This window comes from Pseudomonas sp. P42, from assembly GCF_017973755.1.
Lineage (GTDB): Bacteria > Pseudomonadota > Gammaproteobacteria > Pseudomonadales > Pseudomonadaceae > Aquipseudomonas > Aquipseudomonas iridis.
Genome location: NZ_JACOPU010000001.1, coordinates 13,406 through 33,608, shown reverse-complemented (window position 1 = coordinate 33,608; position 20,203 = coordinate 13,406). Strand labels below are relative to the sequence as shown.

Below are 20,203 nucleotides of genomic sequence, written 5' to 3'. Positions count from 1 at the left end.
GGGCGTCAGGTTTGCGGATCGACTTGATCGAGGACGCGGTTCACCGACAGTTCTGCGAGGGAGATCATTTGCTGAATACCCAGAAGATGATTACACGTCGGGCCACTCAGGGTGAACGCCAGTTCCGTGGCCATGATGTTGGCTGAGGCCAGCGTTTCACAGGCGTGAGCGAGTAGTGTTTCGGAATCGACTTCGGGGAGGACGGTGAAGATCGTGCTGGGATGACTGACGGGTTTGGGCGGGTTTGGCGTGGGTTTGAACATGGCGAAATCTCCTGAAGTAGTGGAGCCGCCACCGTTCGCTGCGAAACGAATGTTAGGTGGCAGCTGTACGCAGGTTCGCAGACCGGGACTTCAGGCACCCGGCATACCCGAAGGTATCCCGCGCACAGCCGCCATGACACAGGCATAAAAAAGCGCCCGTTTTCGGATGGTGGACGCTGTGCGTCTGAAGTTTAACCGGGCTGCGAAACCCGGTCGCTGATTTTTGCAGCGACAGCCCAAGGCTAGAGATCGCACGTCCGACGGACAACCTGAAAAACATGTGGGAAGGTTCTGAGTTTTCGTCACACCGTTAAACAACTTTGCTTTTCAGATCGCCTTCGCGAGCAGGCTCGCTCCCACAATTTGGGCTCGGGGCATTCAGATAGAAAACCGGGAGCCTGTCAGGCCGCCATCGCTGGCAAGCCAGCTCCCACAATTTCGGCCACGCGCATTCAGGCAGAAATCGGTCGGCTGTCAGGCCGTCATCGCGAGCAGGCTCGCTCCCACAATTTGAGTTCGGGGCATTCAGATAGAAAACCGGGAGCCTGTCGGACGCCATCGCTGGCAAGCCAGCTCCCACAATTTCGGCAGCGCACATTCAGGCAGAGATCGGTCGGCTGTCAGGCCGTCATCGCGAGCAGGCTCGCTCCCACAGAAAAACAAAAGCCAAAGCCAAAGCAAAAGCCAAAGCAAAAACAAAAACAGCCCCCCCCGCCCCGCTTCGCTTCTCACCACTCAACAGGATGAGCGTTAGCTCGGCTGCAGCTCTTGATCTTGCCGTACCGGCCCCTTCGGCAGGCTGAGTGGAGGGATTGATCCGGGGGTGGGCGCGAAGCGCCGTTCGACGAAGTCGAATACATCGAAAGGAGGTGCAGCGAAGCAAACCGGAAGCGATGCCCCCGGATCAATTCCGGAGCGAAGGAACCCCGAGCCCCAGCGAGCGGGCCGAACGCCGGGGCCCAGACCTTTGGTTCCTTTGGGGCGTTTGCCAAAGGGACTCGCTGTAAGAGCGAAACCGCCAGCGGCAACACCCGCAGAAACGGATATTCACCCAAAAACCCCAGAGCATGGTCGGCCCAAAGGCCGCCAAGGCTCAACCCTCCCGACGCACCCGAAACCAAGCCGCATACAAAGCAGGCAAAAACAAAAGCGTCAGCGCCGTAGCCACAATCAACCCGCCCATGATCGCCACCGCCATCGGCCCGAAAAACACACTGCGCGACAACGGAATCATCGCCAGAACCGCCGCCAGCGCCGTCAGCACAATCGGCCGAAAACGCCGCACAGTCGCCTCGATAATCGCCTGCCAAGGCTTCAAACCCGAGGCAATATCCTGCTCAATCTGATCCACCAGAATCACCGAATTGCGCATGATCATCCCCGACAGCGCGATCGTCCCCAGCATCGCCACAAACCCGAACGGCTGACGGAACACCATCAAAAACAACGTCACCCCGATCAACCCCAACGGCGCCGTCAAAAACACCATCACCGTGCGCGAGAAGCTACGCAGTTGCACCATCAGCAACGTCAGCACCACAACAATGAACATCGGCACCCCGGCGTTCACCGACTTCTGCCCACGCGCCGAGTCCTCCACCGTACCGCCGACATCCAACAGATAACCGTCCGGCAATTCAGCGCGAATCGAATCCAGCGTCGGCATGATCTGCTTCACCAGCGTCGCGGGCTGCTCCTTGCCATAAATGTCCGCACGCACGGTCACGTTCGGCAGACGATTACGGTGCCAGATGATGCCTTCTTCAAAACCATATTCGAGCGTGGCGACCTGCGACAACGCCACACTGCGACCGTTATCAGTCGGTACCGCCAGGCTCGGCAACAACGACAACTCGGTGCGCTCATGCACCGTGCCGCGCAGCAGAATCTCGATCAATTCGTTGTCTTCGCGATACTGACTGACGCTCGATCCGGTGAGCGAACTCTGCAGGAATTTCGCCAGATTGGCGGTGCTCACCCCAAGTGCCCGAGCGCGGTCCTGATCGATATTCAGGTACACAACCTTGCTCGGTTCTTCCCAATCCAGATGCACATTGGCCACATGCGGGTTCTCGCGAACCTTGGCCGCCACCTTGCGCGCCAGCGCGCGGACTTCTTCGATGTGCTCACCCGTGACGCGGAACTGCACCGGATAGCCAACCGGCGGGCCGTTTTCCAAACGCGTGACTCGCGACCGCAGTGACGGGAATTGCTCGTTGAGCGTACTGATCAGCCAGCCCCGCAGCGCCTCACGCTCCTCGATGTTTTTCGCCAACACGACAAACTGGGCGAAGCTCGCCGCCGGCAGTTGTTGATCCAGCGGCAGGTAGAAACGCGGTGATCCGGTGCCGACATACGCCACATAGTTGTCGATACCGGCGTGCTCCTTGAGCATCGCTTCCAGACGTTTGACTTCGCCAGTGGTATTGGCCAGCGACGCACCCTCGGCCAGTTTCAGATCGACCATCAATTCCAGCCGATTGGAGGCCGGGAAGAACTGCTGCGGCACGAAACGGAACAACACCACCGAGGCGATAAACAGCCCGACCGTCAACACAATCACGGTTTTTCGATGCGACACACACCACTCCACCACACGTCGAACCCGCTGATAGAACGGCGTGCCATACGGGTCCGCCTGGCCATCGGCAGTGCCATGTTTAGCCGCGTGAATTTTCGCCAGGTCCGGCAGGAGTTTTTCCCCCAGATACGGCACGAACACCACCGCCGCCACCCATGAAGCGAGCAAAGCAATCGTCACGACCTGAAAAATCGAACGGGTGTATTCGCCAGTACCCGACTGCGCCGTGGCAATGGGCAGGAAGCCTGCGGCGGTGATCAACGTACCGGTAAGCATCGGGAACGCGGTGCTGGTCCAGGCGTAGCTCGCCGCGCGAATGCGATCGAAGCCCTGCTCCATTTTGATCGCCATCATTTCCACGGCAATGATCGCGTCATCCACCAGCAGCCCCAACGCCAGCACCAGCGCACCGAGGGAGATCTTGTGCAGGCCGATGCCGAGGTAATACATGCAGGCAAAGGTCATCGCCAGCACCAGCGGAATGGTCAGCGCCACGACCATGCCGGTGCGCACGCCAAGGGAGAAAAAACTCACCAGCAGCACGATCGCCAGCGCCTCGACCAGCACTTGAACAAACTCGCCGACCCCGGTTTTTACCGCTGCTGGCTGGTCGGAGACTTTGCGCAATTGCATGCCGACCGGAAGGTTTTTCTGGATCCGCGAGAACTCGCCTTCCAGTGCCTTGCCGAGCACCAGAATGTCGCCGCCGTCCTTCATCGCCACGGCCAGACCAATTGCATCTTCAGCCATGAAACGCATGCGCGGCGCCGGCGGATCGTTGAAACCGCGCCGCACGTCGGCAACATCGGAGATACGGAACGTTCGATCGCCAACGCGGATCGGGAAGTTCTTGATCTCGTCGACTGTCTGAAAATTCCCCGTGACCCGTAGCTGCAAGCGCTCGCTGCTCGTCTCGAAGAAGCCAGCGGTGGACACCGCGTTCTGCTCTTCCAGCGCCTGTTGCACCGCCGCCAGCGGCAAACCGAGAGTGGCGAGTTTGACGTTGGACAGCTCGACCCAGATCTTCTCGTCCTGCAAACCAAGCAAGTCGACCTTGCCGACATCCTTGACCCGTTGCAGCTGAATCTGGATGCGGTCGGCATAATCCTTGAGCACGGCGTAATCGAAACCGTCGCCGGTCAGCGCGTAGATATTGCCGAAGGTGGTGCCAAATTCATCGTTGAAAAACGGCCCCTGAATCCCCGGTGGCAAGGTCTGACGAATGTCGCCGATCTTCTTGCGCACCTGATACCAGAGCTCGGGAATGTCCTTGGAATGCATCGAGTCGCGAGCAATGAACGTGACCTGAGATTCGCCGGGACGCGAGAAGGAAACGATGCGTTCGTACTCGCCGGTTTCCATCAGTTTCTTTTCGATGCGCTCGGTCACCTGGCGCGACACTTCCTGCGCCGTCGCGCCCGCCCAGCGGGTCTGGATAACCATGGCTTTGAAGGTGAACGGCGGGTCTTCGCTCTGGCCGAGCTTGGTGTAGGACAACGCACCGACGATGGCCAGCAAAAGCATCAGGAACAGTACGATCTGGCGATTACGCAGCGCCCATTCAGAAAGGTTGAAGCGCATCGGGGCTTACTCCTTGTCCGCCAGATTGACCACACGGTTGGAGCGATCAACGGGTCGCACCTGCTGCCCTTCGAGCAGTACATGCACACCAGCGGCGACCACCCAATCATTGGCGTTCAAGCCTTCGAGCACCGGCACGACTTTCTCGCCGAACGGGCCGACACGCACCGGGGTTTTCTTCAATGTGTTGTCGGCGCCAACGACCCAGACATAGGTCGCGCCATTTTCAGCGGTCAGCGCCGAGAGCGGCACCGACAGCGATACGGCATCGGCCGATTGCACAAACACCCGGGCGCTCTGCCCCAGTTCGGCCGGGACCTTGCCGCTGGTAAAGGAAATTCGCGCGGCGAAGGTGCGCGATCTTGGGTCGGCAGACGGCGACAGCTCGCGAATCTGCCCGGCGAAGCGCTGATTCTGCTGGGTCCAGAGTTCCACCGACACCGGTTGCCCGACCTTGAAGCGGCCGAAGCTTTGCTCCGGCAGGCTGATCAGCACTTCACGTTCGCCATCGGTGGCGAGGGTGAACACGGTTTGCCCGGCGGCGACCACTTGCCCTACTTCGACCGAACGCTTGGCCACCAAGCCATCCTGTGGCGCGCGCAGCACGGCGTAACTGGCCTGGTTGGTCGAGACGTTGAATTCGGCTTTGATCTGTTTGAGGCGGGCTTCGCCGGAGCGGTAGAGGTTTTCGGCGTTGTCGTACGCCGAGCGGCTGACCATCTGCCGATCCATCAGGGTTTTGTAGCGGTCGCGCTCGGCACGGACGAGGTTGAGATTGGCTTCAGCGGCGGAAACCTGAGCGCGAGTGGCCTCCAGTTGCAGGCGCACGTCCTGCGGATCGAGTTCGGCGAGGGGTTGATCAGCCTTCACACGCTGACCTTCATCGACCAGTCGTCGGCTGACTTTGCCCCCAATGCGGAACGCCAGATCGGGTTCGTAGCGAGCGCGCACCTCGCCCGGATAACTTTCCATCGCCTGCGCCGAAGGCTCTGGGTGCACCACCATGGCCGGTCGTACGGTGACTTGCGCCGCCTCTTCCTGGCCGCACGCGGACAATAAAAAAACCAGACTGACTGGCAATGCAAATGGCCACGTGAGGTGCAGTGCATGGCGGAACATGATGACGGACCTTTCGCTAATGGTGCTTGGAATAATTATACTGGCGGGTATGTTATTAATAGCAAACTCACCAGTCCAGTAATAAAAGCGAAGAATGTCGAACAATCTTTCAGCTCCAAACGGCCCGGGCCGCCCCAAGGATCTGGCCAAGCGCCAGGCCATCCTCGATGCGGCGAAAACTCTGTTTCTGAGTCACGGCTATGCCAACACCAGCATGGACGCGGTGGCCGCCGAAGCGGGGGTGTCTAAACTGACGGTCTATAGCCATTTCAACGACAAGGAGACGCTGTTCTCTGCCGCCGTGATGGCCAAATGCGAGGAGCAATTGCCGCCGCTGTTCTTCGAATTACCGGCCGGCATTGCCGTGGAAAAGGTATTGCTGAACATTGCCCGAGGCTTTCATCAGCTGATCAACAGCGACGAATCGGTGAATCTGCATCGCTTGATCATGGCGCTGGGCAGTCAGGATCCGAAGCTGTCGCTGATCTTCTTCGAGGCAGGCCCGCAGCGCATGGTGCAGGGCATGGAGCGGCTGTTGACGCAGATCCATGACAGCGGCGCGCTGAGCATTGATCTGCCTCGCAATGCGGCGGAGCATTTTTTCTGCTTGATCAAGGGCGCGGGGAATTTCCGCTTGTTGTATGGCTGTGGTGAGCCGTTGGGTGAGGAAGCTTCAGAGAGCCATGTGCGGGAAGTGGTGGGGTTGTTTATGCGGGCGTATCGGCCCTGACTTTGCGGCGTCTGGACTGACGCCATCGCCGGCAAGCCAGCTCCCACAGGGATCATCGTGTGACCAGTAGTGCACACTCCCCCCTTTGGGAACTGGGTGTGAACATAACTTGTGTGTACACCGCAAAAACCTGTGGGAGCTGGCTTGCCGGCGATTGGCAGCGACTCGGTGTTAAGGTTTGAGCGCTTTTTTGGGGTAGATGTCATACCGACTGGACTTGCCATCCAGCGCATGACTCGGCTTGGGCCCCTCAATACACGGTGCCTTGCGCGGGCGTTTGACCACCACGCGGTGCGTCGCCAGCGCCAGCGCCGCTTCGAGCAACGCGGGCGCATCCGGATCATCGCCGACCAGTGGCCGGAACAGGCGCATTTCCTTCTTCACCAGCGCGGTTTTCTCGCGATGCGGAAACATCGGGTCGAGGTAGATCACCTGCGGCGGCTCGCCTTCCCAGTTGCGCATGACCTCGATGGAGTTGCCCTTGAGCAACTTCATCCGCGCCACGATCGGCGCCACATCGAAATCTTCCGCCGCCCGCGCCAGACCATCCTCCAGCAAGGCACCGATCAGCGGCTGACGCTCGATCAGGCTCATCTCGCACCCCAGACTGGCCAGCACGAACGCATCCTTGCCCAGACCCGCCGTCGCATCCAGCACCCGCGGGCGCACGCCTTGAGCGACGCCGACAGCCTTGGCAATCATCTGCCCGCTGCCACCGCCGTACAACCGACGATGCGCCGCGCCACCCTCGACGAAGTCCACGCGCACCGGCCCCGGCGCGTCCGGTCCCAGTTGCTGCAGTTGCAAACCCTGCTCGCCGACCTGCAAGGCAAACTCGCCGTCGGCCCCTTCAAGCGGCAGGCCCAGGCGCTCGGCCCACTGCTCGGCTTGCACAGCGAACGTCGGGCCGAGGGCTTCGACATGGATACGGCAGGCCGCGGGTTGCTCAATCATTGGAAAACACGCTCAAAAATTTAAGGATCGGCAAAAACCGCCGATAACTCATTCAACGCGCATTTTGCCAGAGCTGAGCGTCAACCGAAAAAAATGTCAGGCATTCTTCCCACATCGATTGGCTATATCTCGCCCCATGGCGATTTCAGCCGTCATAACACTCAAGCACTGAGTGGCGTCAGCCACCTGTGGCAGGATTTCTTTGCCCAGGCGATGGCCGAGCAGACGAGTGATGTGGTGCCGGCCTGCGGCACGTTTCCCCCGGTTGACCTGACCAGCCCGGAAGAACCGACCGTCGGCAGCGAACTGCACGCACACATCATCAGCCAGCGCGAATGCGATGTGGTTGAAACCCAGGTGCGTCCGCCAGAGCCGCTGTTCCTGCCGATCGCCGAGTTCGAAATGGAGCTGCTGGACAAACCGTTCCCACCGTTCCCGCCAGAAGAAATCAAGGCTCAACAAGGGCAGCAGGACTTCGACAGCAGTTGGGTTCGTCCGATCGTGATCAACAACGGTCAACCGATTCCGGAACCGGGTGCCGCGCCGCAGAAGCGTCCGCTGTATTTGCCGATTGCCGAGTTCGACCTCGACCTGCTGCAAAAGCCTTACCCGCCATTCCCGCCGGAAGAAATCGTCGAGCAGCAGAAAGCCCTGGACTTCGATAACGGCTGGGCACGCCCGATTGTTCTGCAGAACCTGCGCATCGCCGCTTAAACCTCAGCGACACACGCTCCAGCGCCCGACATCGACATGAATGTGATTGCGATGGGCAGCGTTGTAATCAGGACTCAACACCACACTGAACGCCTCACAGGCGCCGTCGCGTACCTGACGCAGAAACTGTGCGTCCTGATTTTGCTTGGGCCAGTCTTTGAGCACGCTGACGGTCCGGCCATCGGCCAGCCGAAAACCGGCGATATCCAGCGCATCGGCACTGGCATGGCGACTGAGCGCGCCACTCTCGCGGTTATAGATATTGCGACAGGCAAAGCTGCCGAGGTGATCGAGACGCGCGACGTTCTGGCCGTAAATGGCCTGTGCGGCGGGTTGCAGCGAGTGCCGTTCGAACATCGCGTACGCGACTGCCAGCGGACAACTGGCGAGAAAGCTGCTGCTCAGCGCCACCTCACCGCCCTGCACGCGCAAAGCGCCGATCAGCGGGCACTTGGCACCGGGGCTGTCGGACTGCGGCGTGACGCGCAATGCGGAACTGCGCAGTGCCTGGGCGCAGAGTTCGGGATCGCCGCGCAAGCGCATCAGCTTGTAGCCGGTCAGCCAGTTAGGCGGGGCTTTCACGTCCAGCGGCGCCCACGGATTGAATTGCGCCGGCACCTCCAGCCAACCACGCCAGACACTGATCGCAGCGCCGCCGATGCTCAGCAGAATAAACAGCGCAATCCAACGTCCCATGCTCAGCCTTTGAAAAACTGATTGGCTTTGGCGTACGGCATCGACTGCGAAGTGAAGCCGAAGGTGCCGGACTGCTGGATCTCTTCAGCCGCACGGAAAAACTCACCGAACGCCGCCAGTGCAAGTGCCGAACCGGTGCTGATCCGGCGCACGCCCATTTCTTCGAGTTGCTGCACAGTGAGTTTCAAACCGCCGGACATCAACACATTGACCGGTTTCGGCGCCACCGCGCGCACCACTGCAATCACCTCTTCGGCGGTGCGCAAACCCGGCGCATACAACACGTCGGCGCCGGCCTCGGCAAAGGCCTGCAAGCGGCGGAGGGTGTCATTGATATCGGGATTGCCGTGCAGATAGTTTTCCGCCCGCGCCGTCAGGAGAAAGGGAAACGGCAGCGTGCGCACCGCGGCAACTGCGGCTTCGATTCGCGCCACAGCGTGTTCCAAGCAATAGATCGGCGCGTCTGCGCGGCCCGTTGCATCCTCGATCGAACCACCAACCGCGCCCGCCTCTGCTGCACGCAACAAGCTCTTGGCACACTCGGCCGGGTCGTCGGCGAAACCGTTTTCCAGATCCACCGCCACCGGCAAATCTGTCGATGCGACTATCGCCCGGACGTTGGCCAAGGTGTCATCCAGGCTCAAGGCACCATCGGCTTTGCCCTGGGAAAACGCATAACCTGCGCTGGTGGTCGCCAGTGCCTGATAGCCCAGGCTTGCAAGCATCTTCGCCGAGCCGGCATCCCACGGATTGGGAATGACAAAAATCCCCGGACGCTCATGCAGGGCTTTGAAGGCTTGGGCTTTACGGGCTTGTTGGGTAAGGGCTTGCGCGTCCATCGACTGGCTCCTGGGCAGGAAAACGAATCTGCCTCAGAGCAGGCCAAGTTGCTCCGCGGCGGGCTCTCTGTATAGCTCAGGCAGAGATGGCAGGCCAGGCAAACGTTGCATCAGTTGTGCGTGAAAACGTTGCGCGAGCTTTGCTGCCAGCAGGTTGTCGGCGGTGTGCAGGAAGATGTACGGCGTGCGGCCCTCTTCAATCCACTCGGCAATTTTCGCCACCCACGGCACGAGAAACGGATCGTTGGCTTCCAGTTCCGGATGGCCGATAAAGCGCACTTGCGGGAACTGCGTGAACGCCGCCGGACGCGTCGGTACTCGTGGCTTTTTCGATTGTGCGTGGATGACCGAAGAGTCGGTCGACAGGCAACTGAACAGCGCACGCGGATCGAGGCAGATACGCTCCACGCCCCGATCAAGCAGCAGACGATTGAGCAATCGCTCACTCTCGCCCTTGGCGAAGAACTGCTCGTGGCGCACTTCCACCGCCAGCGGGCAGTCCAGCGCATCGATGAATGCCGCCAGTTCCGGCAGCCGATGCGGTGCGAAGCTTTTCGACAGTTGCAGCCACAGCGGCGATACACGCTCGCCGAGGGGTTTGAGTAATTGCAGGAAGGTTTCGGCGGCAGTCAGTTGTTCACGCAAATCGCCGCCGTGACTGATGTCGCCGGGGAACTTGGCGGTGAAGCGAAAATGCGCAGGCATGATCTCGGCCCAACGCTGCACGGTGGCCGGCGAAGGGCTGGCGTAGAACGTCGTGTTGCCTTCCACCGCGTTGAACACTTGGGAATAGAGGCTGAGGAAATCGGAGGTTTTTGCATCTACCGGGTAAAGATACTCGCGCCAGGCGTTTTCACTCCAGGACGGGCAACCGAGGTAGTAAGGCAGATCCATCAGATGTACAGATCGAGGCCCAGCACATCCGCGTCCCAATCCACAAAACCGGCGGTGCTGAGGTAGCTGGCCAGAGCCATCGCTACACTTTTCTTCATCGTTCGGTGGTAGATCATGTCTTGCTGACGGGCGGGCAGATTGGCCAGGCGTTGCGCGGAGGCTTTGGCAGCGCGGGCGGCCATTTGCTCTTCAGTCGGGAATTCCAGCTCGCCGTCGATATCATCAACGGATTCGTCCAGCGCCGGATTGCCTTTGCGAGGCTTGCGCTTGATGGGGTAGGACTGAGTGGAAACGCCGTCTATACGCATAAAGTCATGCTCGGTATCAATGATGGCAATTTAGCGGCACTTGACCGACTTAGCAAACTGCCGAGTGATAACTAGAACACATAAAGAGCAAAAGGTTTAAAACGCGGGATCAGAAACTGACGATTGGCGTCTGGAAGATCAAAAGATCGCAGCCTTCGGCAGCGCCTACAGTTGGAATACGATCCCTGCAGGAGCTGCCGAAGGCTGCGATCTTTTAAAGGCTTAACGGGCTTTTGGGGTGGCCACTTTGTCGCGCAGGTAAACAGGTTGTGCATCATCCGCCGGGATCGCCTCACCACGTTCCCAGGCAAATCGCGCCAGCGTCAGCAGGTCTTCGGCATGGGGCAGCATGCTGGCATCAGAACCGTTCAGATTGACCGCGATGCGCTCGGCGTAACTCCAACCGGTGCCCGCACCGAACCAGTCGCCGCTGGCATCGGCCGGCAGTGCCGCAACTTCCGGCGGCAACACCGCTTCAGCTCCGACCAGACGCATCTCGCCCGCCGTTTCGCGGTAGCAGCCCCAATACACTTCATCCATCCGCGCATCGATGGCCGCGGCCACCTGGCTCACGCCATGTTCACGAAATGCGCGCTGCGCCAGCACGGCAAGGTTGGACACTGGCAACACCGGACGGTCCAGCGCGAACGCGAGCCCCTGCACCACGCCAATGGCGATGCGCACACCCGTAAACGCACCCGGGCCGCGGCCGAAGGCAATTGCGTCAACCGCTTGCAACGTCGTGCCGGCGTCGGCCAGCAATTGCTGGATCATCGGCAGCAGCTTCTGCGCGTGCAGGCGCGGGATCACCTCGTAATGGCTCGTGACCTTGCCGTCATGCAGCAAGGCAACGGAGCAAGCTTCAGTCGCGGTGTCCAGGGCCAGCAAGGTGCTCATCGATGTTTCCAAAACAGGTGGGGAAAAAAGTGCGTCAGTATAAACAACTACGGCCCGCAAGCGGGCCGTGGATGATGCCGCCACTCAGACTTTTCAGCTCAGCGCTTCAAGCACCTTGGCGGTGATGGCTTCTACCGAACCAACGCCCGGGATGTGGCTGTACTTTGGCTTGCCGTTGGCAGCGGACAGCTTCTGATAGAAGTCCACCAGTGGCTTGGTCTGCGAATGGTAGACCGACAGGCGATGACGCACGGTTTCTTCGGTATCGTCCTTGCGCTGTACCAGTTCGTCACCGGTGATGTCGTCTTTGCCGGCAACTTTCGGCGGGTTGTAGACGATGTGGTAAACGCGGCCGCTGGCCTCGTGAACGCGACGACCGGCGATGCGTTGAACGATCTCTTCGTCTTCAACGGCGATTTCAACCACGGCGTCCAGTTCGACACCGGCAGTCACCAGTGCTTCAGCCTGCGGAATGGTGCGCGGGAAGCCGTCGAACAGGAAACCGTTGGCGCAATCAGGTTGAGCGATGCGGTCTTGAACCAGTGCAATGATCAGGTCATCCGACACCAGGCCGCCGGCATCCATGATGCTCTTGGCTTGAACGCCCAGCGGAGTACCGGCCTTGACCGCTGCACGCAGCATGTCGCCAGTGGAAATTTGTGGAATGCCGAATTTCTCGGTGATGAACTTAGCCTGAGTACCTTTACCGGCCCCGGGAGCTCCCAGCAGAATGACGCGCATTAGATGTGCTCCTCAATTTTTTTATAAAAAGCTTTTACAAAACAAAGGCCTCGCCTCTTGGGACGAATCCTGAAAAATACGGGTCGTGGCCGCACAAACGGCCAAAGGCTGATCAAGATACACAGCAGGCTGCGCCCACACAAGACGCCAAAAGTCGGAGAAACCGACGCCCGCCGCGACTTTGGGACGCGGTGACCCAAGTCGCAACCCCATCATTAACTGTCGCCTGGCGAAACATTTGCTGAAAATATTCAGCAACACCCGACGCATGCACCGGGTGCCCTGCCCCGCCGAAAAAACCTTAGCCGGTATTACGCAAACCGGCGGCAATCCCCGCCACAGACACCAGCAACGCCTGCTCCACAGGGCTGCCCTGCTCGACATTCTGCTGTCGCGAACGGGCGAGCAATTCGGCCTGCAATAGATGAAGCGGGTCGAGGTAGGTATTGCGCAGGCGGATGAATTCCAGAGTGTCCGGACTATGCGCCAGCAGCTGCGACTGTCCGGTCAGCCCAAGCACGACTGCGCACGCCTGCGACAATAGGTCGCGTAACTGCGCGCCCAACGGCAGCAGGTCCGGCTCGACCAGGCGCTGGTCGTAGGACAGCGCAATATCGGCGTCAGCCTTGGCCAGAACCATTTCCAGCATGTCGATGCGCGTGCGGAAGAACGGCCATTGTTCGCGCATCTGCCCGAGCAATTCGCCTTCGCCACGCTCCAGCGCTTTGCTCAGCGCCGACTCCCAGCCGAGCCAGGCGGGCAGCATCAGCCGTGTTTGTGTCCAGCCGAAGATCCACGGGATCGCCCGCAGACTTTCGATGCCACCCGCGCGGCGCTTGGCCGGACGACTGCCCAATGGCAAGCGCCCCAGTTCCTGCTCCGGAGTGGACTGGCGGAAATACTCGACGAATTGCGGATTTTCCCGCACGACCTGGCGATAGGCGCTGACACCATCAGCGGCCAATTCGTCCATCAAGTGGCGCCATTCCGGTGTTGGCGGCGGCGGTGGCAACAGCGTCGCTTCGAGCACCGCCGCCAGGTACAGATTGAGGTTTTGCTCGGCGATGTCCGGCAGGCCGAATTTGAAACGAATCATTTCTCCCTGCTCGGTGGTGCGGAACCGCCACGCTACCGATCCCGGCGGCTGCGACAGAATCGCCGCATGCGCCGGACCACCGCCACGGCCGACAGTGCCGCCCCGACCATGGAACAACAGCAGTTCGACTTGCTGCTCACGGCAGATTTCCACCAGCCGTTCCTGGGCGCGATATTGCGCCCACGCCGCTGCGGTGGTGCCCGCATCTTTGGCGGAATCGGAGTAACCGATCATCACTTCCTGCGGACCTTGCAAGCGTGCGCGGTAACCCGGCAGCAGCAACAGGCGCTCCATCACCGGGCCTGCGTTGTCGAGGTCGGCGAGGGTTTCAAACAATGGCACCACACGCATCGGCCGCAGCACGCCGGATTCTTTCAGCAGCAACTGCACGGCAAGTACGTCGGAGGCAGCGCCCGCCATCGAGATCACGTAGGAGCCCAGCGAAGCGCCGGGCGCGGCGGCGATCTCTTTGCAGGTGTTGAGCACTTCGGCGGTGTCGGCGGACGGCTTGAAATGCGCTGGCAGCAACGGTCGACGATTGCTCAGTTCGTGGGTCAGAAAGGTAATGCGTTGCTCTTCGTCCCAATCCTCGTAGCGACCAAGGCCCAGGTAATCGGTGATTTCAGTCATTGCCGAACTGTGCCGTGCCGAGTCCTGACGCACGTCGAGGCGCACCAGAAACAGGCCGAACGTCACCGCCCGGCGCAGACAGTCAAGCAATGGGCCGTCGGCGATCACGCCCATGCCGCATTCGTGCAACGAGTTGAAACACAGCTCCAGCGGATCAAGCAGATCACGATTGTTTTGCAGCACATCCGCTGGCGTCGGCGTCGGTGCGGTCAGCGCTGCATGGGCCCAGTTGCGCGTGGAGCGCAGGCGTTCGCGCAATTGCTTGAGTACCGCTCGATACGGTTCGGCGCTGTCACCCGCCTGGGCCTTGAGTGCGTCACTGGCCTGCTGCATCGACAACTCGGCAGCCAGATGATCGATATCGCGCAAGTACAAGTCAGCGGCCATCCAGCGCGCCAGCAGCAACACTTCACGGGTCACCGCAGCGGTGACATTCGGGTTGCCGTCACGGTCGCCGCCCATCCAAGAGGCGAAGCGAATCGGCGCAGCCTCCAGCGGCAAACGCAGGCCTGTCGCGGCATGCATTGCCTGATCGGCCTTGCGCATATGGTTGGGGATCGCTTGCCACAGCGAGTGCTCGATGACCGCGAAACCCCACTTGGCCTCATCCACCGGTGTCGGGCGGGTGCGGCGGATTTCTTCGGTGTGCCAGGCTTCGGCGATCAGCCGTTGCAGGGTGTTGTGAATCTGCTCGCGTTCGGCGCTGGTCAGGTCGCGATGATCCTGTGCGGCGAGTTGCGCGGCGATGGCGTCGTACTTCTGGATCAGCGTGCGCCGCGCCACTTCGGTCGGGTGGGCGGTCAGCACCAGTTCGATTTCCAGTCGCCCAAGTTGTCGGGCGAGGGATTCGGCGCTGTGGCCTTCGTTGCGCAAACGAGCGAGCAACTGCGGCAATACACGGGATTCGAACGGCGCGGGCTGTGACTCTTCGCGACGATGGATCAACTGATACTGTTCGGCGATGTTTGCCAGATTGAGAAACTGGTTGAACGCCCGCGCCACCGGGAGCAATTCGTCTTCGCTCAATTGATTGAGGCTGGCGCTCAGTTCTGCATCCATCGAGCCGCGGCGGTCCGCCTTGGCGCCCTTGCGAATTTGCTCGATCTTGTCGAGAAATTCCTCGCCGTACTGGTCTCGAATGGTATTGCCCAACAGCTCTCCGAGCAGGTGAACATCCTCGCGCAAGCGTGCATCAATATCGGTCATCAGCAGTTCTCCAGCGGTAATCCGGGCGGCCTAGAAACGAGTGCATGACTGAGAGAGTGCCGCTCTACAGCGCTTCTTACAAGCAGGCGACGAAGGGACTTTAAACCTTGTGGCCGAAAGCTAGTCTCAACAGTAAGCCGCATAAAGGCTTGCCGCCGGCCCCGCCGGACACTCACCCAAGCCTGCTACAGCAGGTGCGACATGAGGTCATCATGAAAATCCGTGAACTCGCCCAGCATTGGGAAGAAAACGCCAAGGGTCGCCTGACCGACACTGGCTACACGATTCATCTGGACGTCGAGGCCGCTGCGCGTCTGGCAGCGATTGCCGAGATGTACCCCAAACGCCACCCTGAAGAACTCCTCGGCGAACTGATCGGTGCAGCCCTTGAAGAGTTCGAAGCGAGCCTGCCGTATGTGAAAGGCTCGACTGTGGTTGCGACGGATGAGGAGGGTGATCCGCTGTATGAAGACGTCGGGCCGACGCCCCGTTTTCTGGCGCTGTCGCGGCGGCATTTGCAGGATTTGTCATCGGCTGAAAACAAGCAGAAACACTGACGGAACAACACAAAACCTGTGTGCGCTGGCTTGCCAGCGATGGCGTCAGTTCAGTCCCTGACATACTGAATCTGATGACCTTATTGCTAGCAAGCCAGCTCCTGCAGGAAATGTATTTGTCTTTCAATGCTGTGTCGCTTTCGCTCATTTCTTACGCCGCGCGTACCACTCCACCCCGCCAAAGTTCCCGCGTTAGAGCCTTGTCCATTCGGTCAAAGTTTTTTTTGGCGATAGGCCATCTTTTCTGAACTTTTGAAAACCGCCGCCGGTCGGACCCTGTAACCACTCCTGGAACGAGCGTTTCAAAAACGCGCTGTTGCAAGACGCTTAAGGCTCCTCGACCAGGATGGATTCAGATGTATTCAGGAGATGCCTAATGGAGTTGAAGACCATGAAAAACCAAACCTCGTTTACCCACCTGCGCGGTCTGAAACTGGCCGCCCTGGCAATCGGCACCAGCTTCGTACTGGCCGGTTGCGCCGGTAATCCACCGACCGAGCAGTACGCTGTGACCCAATCTGCGGTCAACAGCGCTGTCAGCGCCGGTGGTACCGAGTTTGCTGCCGTTGAAATGAAGCAGGCGCAGGACAAACTCAAGCAAGCCGAAATCGCCATGCACGACAAGAAGTACGAAGAAGCTCGCACGCTGTCCGAGCAAGCCGAGTGGGATGCTCGCGTAGCAGAACGCAAAGCTCAGGCGGCCAAGGCTGAACTGGCTGTGAAGGATTCCCAGAAAGGTGTTCAGGAACTGCGTCAGGAAAGTCAGCGCACCGTGAAGTAAGCGCGCATCCCGACCGCAAAGCTGAAACTCTTACCGATAGAAAGGACGACAAATTATGCGTAAGCAACTGATGATTCCCGCTCTTCTGGCCGCAAGCGTTGCCTTGGCTGCCTGCTCAACCCCGCCTAATCCGAACCTGGAAAACGCACGCACCAACTACGCCGGCCTGCAAGCCAACCCGCAGGCGAGCAAAGTCGCCGCGCTGGAAACCAAAGACGCCAGTGAGTACCTGGACAAGGCCGACAAGGCCTACCTGGACAAGCAAGACGCGGCCAAGGTCGATCAACTGGCTTACCTGACCAACCAGCGCGTGGAAGTGGCCAAGCAGACCATCGCCCTGCGTACCGCTGAAAACAATCTGAAGAACGCCGCTGCCCAACGTGCTCAGGCGCGTCTGGATGCTCGCGATCAACAGATCAAACAGCTGCAGGACAGCCTCAACGCCAAGCAGACCGATCGCGGTACGCTGGTCACTTTCGGTGATGTGCTGTTCGCCACCAACAAGGCTGACCTGAAATCCAGCGGTCTGGTGAACATCAATAAACTGGCCCAGTTCCTTCAGGAAAACCCGGATCGCAAAGTGATCGTCGAGGGTTACACCGACAGCACCGGTACCGCCAGCTATAACCAGACTCTGTCCGAGCGTCGCGCCAACTCCGTGCGCACTGCACTGGTGAAAATGGGCGTTGATCCAGCGCGCATCGTCGCTCAGGGTTACGGCAAGGAATATCCGGTTGCCGAGAACGGCAGTGTTTCCGGCCGTGCGATGAACCGTCGCGTGGAAGTGACCATTTCCAACGACAACCAGCCAGTGATGCCACGTTCGGCTGTCAGCTCGAACTAAGCTTCACGCTGTAACGCAAAAGCCCCGCCTGAGCGATCAGGCGGGGCTTTTTTGTTGAAGATCAAAAGATCGCAGCCTTAGGCAGCTCCAGTTGAAATGAAATCCCATGTAGGAGCGGCCGAAGGCTGCGATCTTTTGATTTTAAGGCTCCAGCTTCTGCGGAGTCTCTTCGCCCATGCAGCGCACGGCTTTTTTCTGGGCATTGATCAGCACACCGGTCAGACCTTTCTGCTCGGTATCAAACAACACCAGCACACCATCAATGCACTGCGCCACTTGCGGTGCAGGCTGCAGCGAGATTTTGTAATCCTCACCCGGAACGGTCTTGAGCATGGTGAATTCGTTAAGCAGCAGCGCATCCTCAGGCTTGGCGAAATGCAGGTAGCCGTAGTACCACAGGGCGCCAACGGTGCCGAGGATGCTGCAGATACCCGTGATGATCAGCGGGATGGCGTTACGTTCTTCACTCATTGCGGACTCTCATCTTCAGAATTCGGGGGTTGCGGGTAATTGGGGATTTCGCCGAGACGGCGCAGGCCGTTGAAGTGCTCGGGATCGTCAAGATAGCGCAGCATCACCTGACGCCAGACCGGGTCGCCGAAGGTCTGCACATGACCGCCGCGCGTCAACTGCAATACGCGCGGAGGCGGCGCAGCTTGATACAGACGGATGCCATTGGATAGCGGCACCAGCGGATCATCGATGCTGTGGAAGATCAGTTTCGGCACGCCGTTGAGTTGCGGCATTGAATTGATTGCGCTGTCGCCATCCGGCACCAGCCACGACAGCGGCACCTGAAACGGCCAGGTCAGCCACGAAGTGCTGAGGGCATATTGGCCAACGCTGCGATAACTGGCGGGCACACCGTCGAGCACCAGGGCCTTGAGTTGCTTCTGCCGCTCGGGATGCTGCACCAGCCAATGCACGGCCATCGAGCCGCCGAGGCTTTGCCCGAGGAGAATCAGCGGCTTGCCTTTGATTTCAGGCGCCTTGTCCAGCCAGGCGAAGGCCGCATCGATGTCCTGATAAATCGCCGGCAGGCTCGGTTCACCCTCGGACAAGCCATAGCCGCGATAGTCCACGAGCAACACTTGATAGCCATTTTTCGGCAACCACCAGCTCCCGCCCAAGTGCATCGGCAGATTCCCACCGTTGCCATGCAGGTGCAGAACCGTACCTTTGACCTCGACACCCGGTTTGGCCGGCAGCCACCACGCGTTCAGCTTGAGGCCGTCGGCGGTGGTCAGGGTGACGGTGCGGTATTCGAGCCGGGCTTTTTCCGGGGTGAAGATTTGGCCCGGCTCGGGGTAGAACAACAGTGAACTGCAACCACCAAGGGTCAGGAGCAGGCAGAAGATGCCGAGGATTCTCATCCGGTGAAACCTCGCGAATATTCGGGTTGGAACACAATAATGGTGGCAATAAACAACCCTGTGGGAGCTGGCTTGCCAGATCTCAAAGGGTCTGCGTCAGGTCTAAAGGATGTTTGAGTAATCTGCCTCGATCCGATCCAGACTCAAATGATTGAGGAAGTTGGAGAAGCACATCCACGCCGACAACGCATTCAAATCACGGAACTGGTCCGGCAGATATTTCGGCGCCACCACCAGCCCCTCATCTACCAACTGGCGCAAGGTGCGCATGTCTTCCAGGGTGGTCTTGCCGCAGAACAACAGGGGAATCTGCTCAAGCTTGCCTTTGCGCACGGCCAACTGAATGTAGTTGTAAACCATGATAAAGCCCTTGAGGTAGGACAAGTCTTTGGTGAATGGCAGACCCGTCGGCGTCGAGCCACGGAAAACCCGACTGGCGTTGCCATAGCTTTCCGCCATTTCAAAGCCCTGCTCGCGGAAGAACTCGAACACCTGCAAGAAGTCCGCACCCTCCTCGACCATATGAATGGCGCGAGTACGGTTGGTCAGTTTGCGCAGACGGCTCGGGTAGGACGCGAAGGTGATGATTTCCATCAGGATCGCCAGGCCTTCCTGAGTCACCGTTGACGACGGCGGGCCCTTGGACAGAAAGGTGCAGATCGGCTGGTTCAAACCATTGAGCGTAGTGCCGACGTGCACCAGACCTTCGTGAACTTCCAGTGCGCGCACGTCGCGATCGTTGAACATCGCGTCGGTGCGGATCTTGATGTAGTCGGCGCCCGCCGCCGCGTCGGCAACGATACCGTCGGACTCGAACACGCGAATGGTTTCCTCGGCCTCGCCGAACACTTTGTTCAGACGGGTTTGCAGCAGGTGCACGGCGTCCTTGGCGGTGAGGGTTTTTGGCTCGTCCTTCAGGTCGCCACGGCCATCGATGTTGTTCAGATAGTCGGACATCATCAGGCCGAGGTCGGCCAAGGTCGGGTCACCAGCGTGGAATGCGTCGGATGCAGCACCGTACAACTCTTGGGAGATCAGACCGAAATCCTCGGTGCCGCGCGCTTCGAGCATACGCACCACCATGCGGTATTCCTTGCACATGCGCCGCATGATCTGCCCGACAGGGTTGAACTGGCCGAGCTGGCGAGTAATGTCGCGCTCGATGTTCTGGAATTCCAGTTTTACCTTGCTCGAATCGAACGCCAGCGGCCGGTTCAAGTAGTAGTCGCGATCCACCGCCGGCATTTCCTTGCCCTTGGCCTTGAGAAACCCCTTGCGGATGCTTTCGTCCCATTTAACCGCGTCAAGAACACGGATCGGCGTCTGCGCCAGCACAATGCGATCGGACAATATGCGTATCGACTGCTGGTAATCGTCCACCCGAAACTCCTGTAAAAAC

General features: G+C 59.6%; 19 protein-coding genes. 5 read left to right on the top strand and 14 right to left on the bottom strand.

Features of this window, described 5'->3' with window-relative positions; all coding sequences use genetic code 11:
* Positions 1 to 5: 5 nt before the first annotated feature.
* The 3 genes from H8B20_RS00150 to H8B20_RS00140 form a co-directional block, all read right to left on the bottom strand.
* A complete protein-coding gene (locus H8B20_RS00150; RefSeq protein WP_210622029.1) occupies positions 6 to 263 on the bottom strand; it encodes a DUF6124 family protein in 258 nt (85 codons plus the stop codon).
* Between the two features lie 1,093 nt (positions 264 to 1,356).
* A complete protein-coding gene (locus tag H8B20_RS00145; RefSeq protein WP_210622028.1) occupies positions 1,357 to 4,425 on the bottom strand; it encodes an efflux RND transporter permease subunit in 3,069 nt (1,022 codons plus the stop codon).
* 6 nt (positions 4,426 to 4,431) lie between these two features.
* Positions 4,432 to 5,544 (bottom strand): efflux RND transporter periplasmic adaptor subunit, encoded by a 1,113-nt coding sequence (locus tag H8B20_RS00140; protein ID WP_210622027.1) that lies wholly within the window; start codon positions 5,542 to 5,544, stop codon positions 4,432 to 4,434.
* A 94-nt stretch (positions 5,545 to 5,638) separates the two neighbouring features.
* Between H8B20_RS00140 and H8B20_RS00135 the strand changes: the two genes are divergently transcribed.
* Positions 5,639 to 6,274 (top strand): TetR/AcrR family transcriptional regulator, encoded by a 636-nt coding sequence (locus H8B20_RS00135; RefSeq protein WP_042560793.1) that lies wholly within the window; start codon positions 5,639 to 5,641, stop codon positions 6,272 to 6,274.
* Positions 6,275 to 6,445: 171 nt separating this feature from the next.
* On the opposite strand, the gene H8B20_RS00130 is transcribed toward H8B20_RS00135, so the two are convergent.
* Positions 6,446 to 7,228: a class I SAM-dependent methyltransferase gene (locus tag H8B20_RS00130; protein WP_215729178.1), complete on the bottom strand. Its 783-nt coding sequence runs from the start codon at positions 7,226 to 7,228 to the stop codon at positions 6,446 to 6,448.
* Between the two features lie 93 nt (positions 7,229 to 7,321).
* Here H8B20_RS00130 and H8B20_RS00125 point away from each other — a divergent pair, with 93 nt between their 5' ends.
* Positions 7,322 to 7,942 carry a hypothetical protein gene (locus H8B20_RS00125; protein WP_042560794.1) on the top strand — a complete coding sequence of 207 codons (621 nt, stop codon included), beginning with the start codon at positions 7,322 to 7,324 and terminating at the stop codon, positions 7,940 to 7,942.
* A gap of 3 nt (positions 7,943 to 7,945) precedes the next feature.
* On the opposite strand, the gene H8B20_RS00120 is transcribed toward H8B20_RS00125, so the two are convergent.
* From H8B20_RS00120 to ppc, 7 genes are all read right to left on the bottom strand, one after another.
* On the bottom strand, positions 7,946 to 8,638 hold the full coding sequence (locus tag H8B20_RS00120) for an extensin-like domain-containing protein (protein ID WP_210622026.1): 693 nt from the start codon (positions 8,636 to 8,638) through the stop codon (positions 7,946 to 7,948).
* 2 nt (positions 8,639 to 8,640) lie between these two features.
* On the bottom strand, positions 8,641 to 9,477 hold the full coding sequence (locus tag H8B20_RS00115) for an isocitrate lyase/PEP mutase family protein (protein ID WP_210622025.1): 837 nt from the start codon (positions 9,475 to 9,477) through the stop codon (positions 8,641 to 8,643).
* A 33-nt stretch (positions 9,478 to 9,510) separates the two neighbouring features.
* Complete coding sequence (locus H8B20_RS00110; protein WP_210622024.1) at positions 9,511 to 10,371, bottom strand: DUF72 domain-containing protein; 861 nt, start codon at positions 10,369 to 10,371, stop codon at positions 9,511 to 9,513.
* Complete coding sequence (locus H8B20_RS00105; RefSeq protein ID WP_210622023.1) at positions 10,371 to 10,679, bottom strand: hypothetical protein; 309 nt, start codon at positions 10,677 to 10,679, stop codon at positions 10,371 to 10,373. The genes H8B20_RS00110 and H8B20_RS00105 overlap by 1 nt, the downstream gene beginning before the upstream one ends.
* Positions 10,680 to 10,901: 222 nt before the next feature.
* On the bottom strand, positions 10,902 to 11,576 hold the full coding sequence (gene tsaB, locus H8B20_RS00100) for a tRNA (adenosine(37)-N6)-threonylcarbamoyltransferase complex dimerization subunit type 1 TsaB (RefSeq protein ID WP_210622022.1): 675 nt from the start codon (positions 11,574 to 11,576) through the stop codon (positions 10,902 to 10,904).
* Positions 11,577 to 11,669: 93 nt separating this feature from the next.
* Positions 11,670 to 12,317, bottom strand: coding sequence for an adenylate kinase (gene adk, locus H8B20_RS00095; RefSeq protein WP_042560800.1), 648 nt, complete (start codon positions 12,315 to 12,317; stop codon positions 11,670 to 11,672).
* 301 nt (positions 12,318 to 12,618) lie between these two features.
* Positions 12,619 to 15,249: a phosphoenolpyruvate carboxylase gene (gene ppc / locus H8B20_RS00090; RefSeq protein WP_210622021.1), complete on the bottom strand. Its 2,631-nt coding sequence runs from the start codon at positions 15,247 to 15,249 to the stop codon at positions 12,619 to 12,621.
* A 212-nt stretch (positions 15,250 to 15,461) separates the two neighbouring features.
* Between ppc and H8B20_RS00085 the strand changes: the two genes are divergently transcribed.
* From H8B20_RS00085 to lptF, 3 genes are all read left to right on the top strand, one after another.
* Positions 15,462 to 15,806 carry a hypothetical protein gene (locus H8B20_RS00085; RefSeq protein ID WP_047299892.1) on the top strand — a complete coding sequence of 115 codons (345 nt, stop codon included), beginning with the start codon at positions 15,462 to 15,464 and terminating at the stop codon, positions 15,804 to 15,806.
* A gap of 376 nt (positions 15,807 to 16,182) precedes the next feature.
* Positions 16,183 to 16,587 (top strand): DUF4398 domain-containing protein, encoded by a 405-nt coding sequence (locus H8B20_RS00080; protein WP_042560872.1) that lies wholly within the window; start codon positions 16,183 to 16,185, stop codon positions 16,585 to 16,587.
* A 55-nt stretch (positions 16,588 to 16,642) separates the two neighbouring features.
* A complete protein-coding gene (gene lptF / locus H8B20_RS00075; RefSeq protein WP_150594555.1) occupies positions 16,643 to 17,431 on the top strand; it encodes a lipotoxin F family OmpA-related lipoprotein LptF in 789 nt (262 codons plus the stop codon).
* A 141-nt stretch (positions 17,432 to 17,572) separates the two neighbouring features.
* Here lptF and H8B20_RS00070 read toward each other — a convergent pair whose 3' ends face one another.
* The 3 genes from H8B20_RS00070 to H8B20_RS00060 all read right to left on the bottom strand — a co-directional run bounded on the left by H8B20_RS00070 (position 17,573) and on the right by H8B20_RS00060 (position 20,184).
* Positions 17,573 to 17,902, bottom strand: coding sequence for a PA3694 family proteiin (locus tag H8B20_RS00070; protein ID WP_210622020.1), 330 nt, complete (start codon positions 17,900 to 17,902; stop codon positions 17,573 to 17,575).
* On the bottom strand, positions 17,899 to 18,804 hold the full coding sequence (locus H8B20_RS00065) for an alpha/beta hydrolase (RefSeq protein ID WP_042560876.1): 906 nt from the start codon (positions 18,802 to 18,804) through the stop codon (positions 17,899 to 17,901). Before H8B20_RS00065 ends, H8B20_RS00070 begins: the two co-directional genes overlap by 4 nt.
* Before the next feature lie 102 nt (positions 18,805 to 18,906).
* Positions 18,907 to 20,184 (bottom strand): flavohemoglobin expression-modulating QEGLA motif protein, encoded by a 1,278-nt coding sequence (locus H8B20_RS00060; protein WP_042560877.1) that lies wholly within the window; start codon positions 20,182 to 20,184, stop codon positions 18,907 to 18,909.
* Positions 20,185 to 20,203 lie beyond the last annotated feature (19 nt).

What these genes read in the sequence shown, in the direction of transcription:
- H8B20_RS00145 (WP_210622028.1), bottom strand. Translation starts at nt 4,425, where the DNA reads ATGCGCTTCAACCTTTCTGAATGGGCGCTGCGTAATCGCCAGATCGTA.
- H8B20_RS00110 (WP_210622024.1), bottom strand. Translation starts at nt 10,371, where the DNA reads ATGGATCTGCCTTACTACCTCGGTTGCCCGTCCTGGAGTGAAAACGCC.
- H8B20_RS00130 (WP_215729178.1), bottom strand. Translation starts at nt 7,228, where the DNA reads ATGATTGAGCAACCCGCGGCCTGCCGTATCCATGTCGAAGCCCTCGGC.
- H8B20_RS00080 (WP_042560872.1), top strand. Translation starts at nt 16,183, where the DNA reads ATGGAGTTGAAGACCATGAAAAACCAAACCTCGTTTACCCACCTGCGC.
- H8B20_RS00120 (WP_210622026.1), bottom strand. Translation starts at nt 8,638, where the DNA reads ATGGGACGTTGGATTGCGCTGTTTATTCTGCTGAGCATCGGCGGCGCT.
- H8B20_RS00085 (WP_047299892.1), top strand. Translation starts at nt 15,462, where the DNA reads ATGAAAATCCGTGAACTCGCCCAGCATTGGGAAGAAAACGCCAAGGGT.
- H8B20_RS00150 (WP_210622029.1), bottom strand. Translation starts at nt 263, where the DNA reads ATGTTCAAACCCACGCCAAACCCGCCCAAACCCGTCAGTCATCCCAGC.
- H8B20_RS00125 (WP_042560794.1), top strand. Translation starts at nt 7,322, where the DNA reads ATGTCAGGCATTCTTCCCACATCGATTGGCTATATCTCGCCCCATGGC.
- H8B20_RS00070 (WP_210622020.1), bottom strand. Translation starts at nt 17,902, where the DNA reads ATGAGTGAAGAACGTAACGCCATCCCGCTGATCATCACGGGTATCTGC.
- H8B20_RS00140 (WP_210622027.1), bottom strand. Translation starts at nt 5,544, where the DNA reads ATGTTCCGCCATGCACTGCACCTCACGTGGCCATTTGCATTGCCAGTC.
- H8B20_RS00135 (WP_042560793.1), top strand. Translation starts at nt 5,639, where the DNA reads ATGTCGAACAATCTTTCAGCTCCAAACGGCCCGGGCCGCCCCAAGGAT.
- tsaB (WP_210622022.1), bottom strand. Translation starts at nt 11,576, where the DNA reads ATGAGCACCTTGCTGGCCCTGGACACCGCGACTGAAGCTTGCTCCGTT.
- H8B20_RS00115 (WP_210622025.1), bottom strand. Translation starts at nt 9,477, where the DNA reads ATGGACGCGCAAGCCCTTACCCAACAAGCCCGTAAAGCCCAAGCCTTC.
- H8B20_RS00105 (WP_210622023.1), bottom strand. Translation starts at nt 10,679, where the DNA reads ATGCGTATAGACGGCGTTTCCACTCAGTCCTACCCCATCAAGCGCAAG.
- H8B20_RS00065 (WP_042560876.1), bottom strand. Translation starts at nt 18,804, where the DNA reads ATGAGAATCCTCGGCATCTTCTGCCTGCTCCTGACCCTTGGTGGTTGC.
- ppc (WP_210622021.1), bottom strand. Translation starts at nt 15,249, where the DNA reads ATGACCGATATTGATGCACGCTTGCGCGAGGATGTTCACCTGCTCGGA.
- lptF (WP_150594555.1), top strand. Translation starts at nt 16,643, where the DNA reads ATGCGTAAGCAACTGATGATTCCCGCTCTTCTGGCCGCAAGCGTTGCC.
- adk (WP_042560800.1), bottom strand. Translation starts at nt 12,317, where the DNA reads ATGCGCGTCATTCTGCTGGGAGCTCCCGGGGCCGGTAAAGGTACTCAG.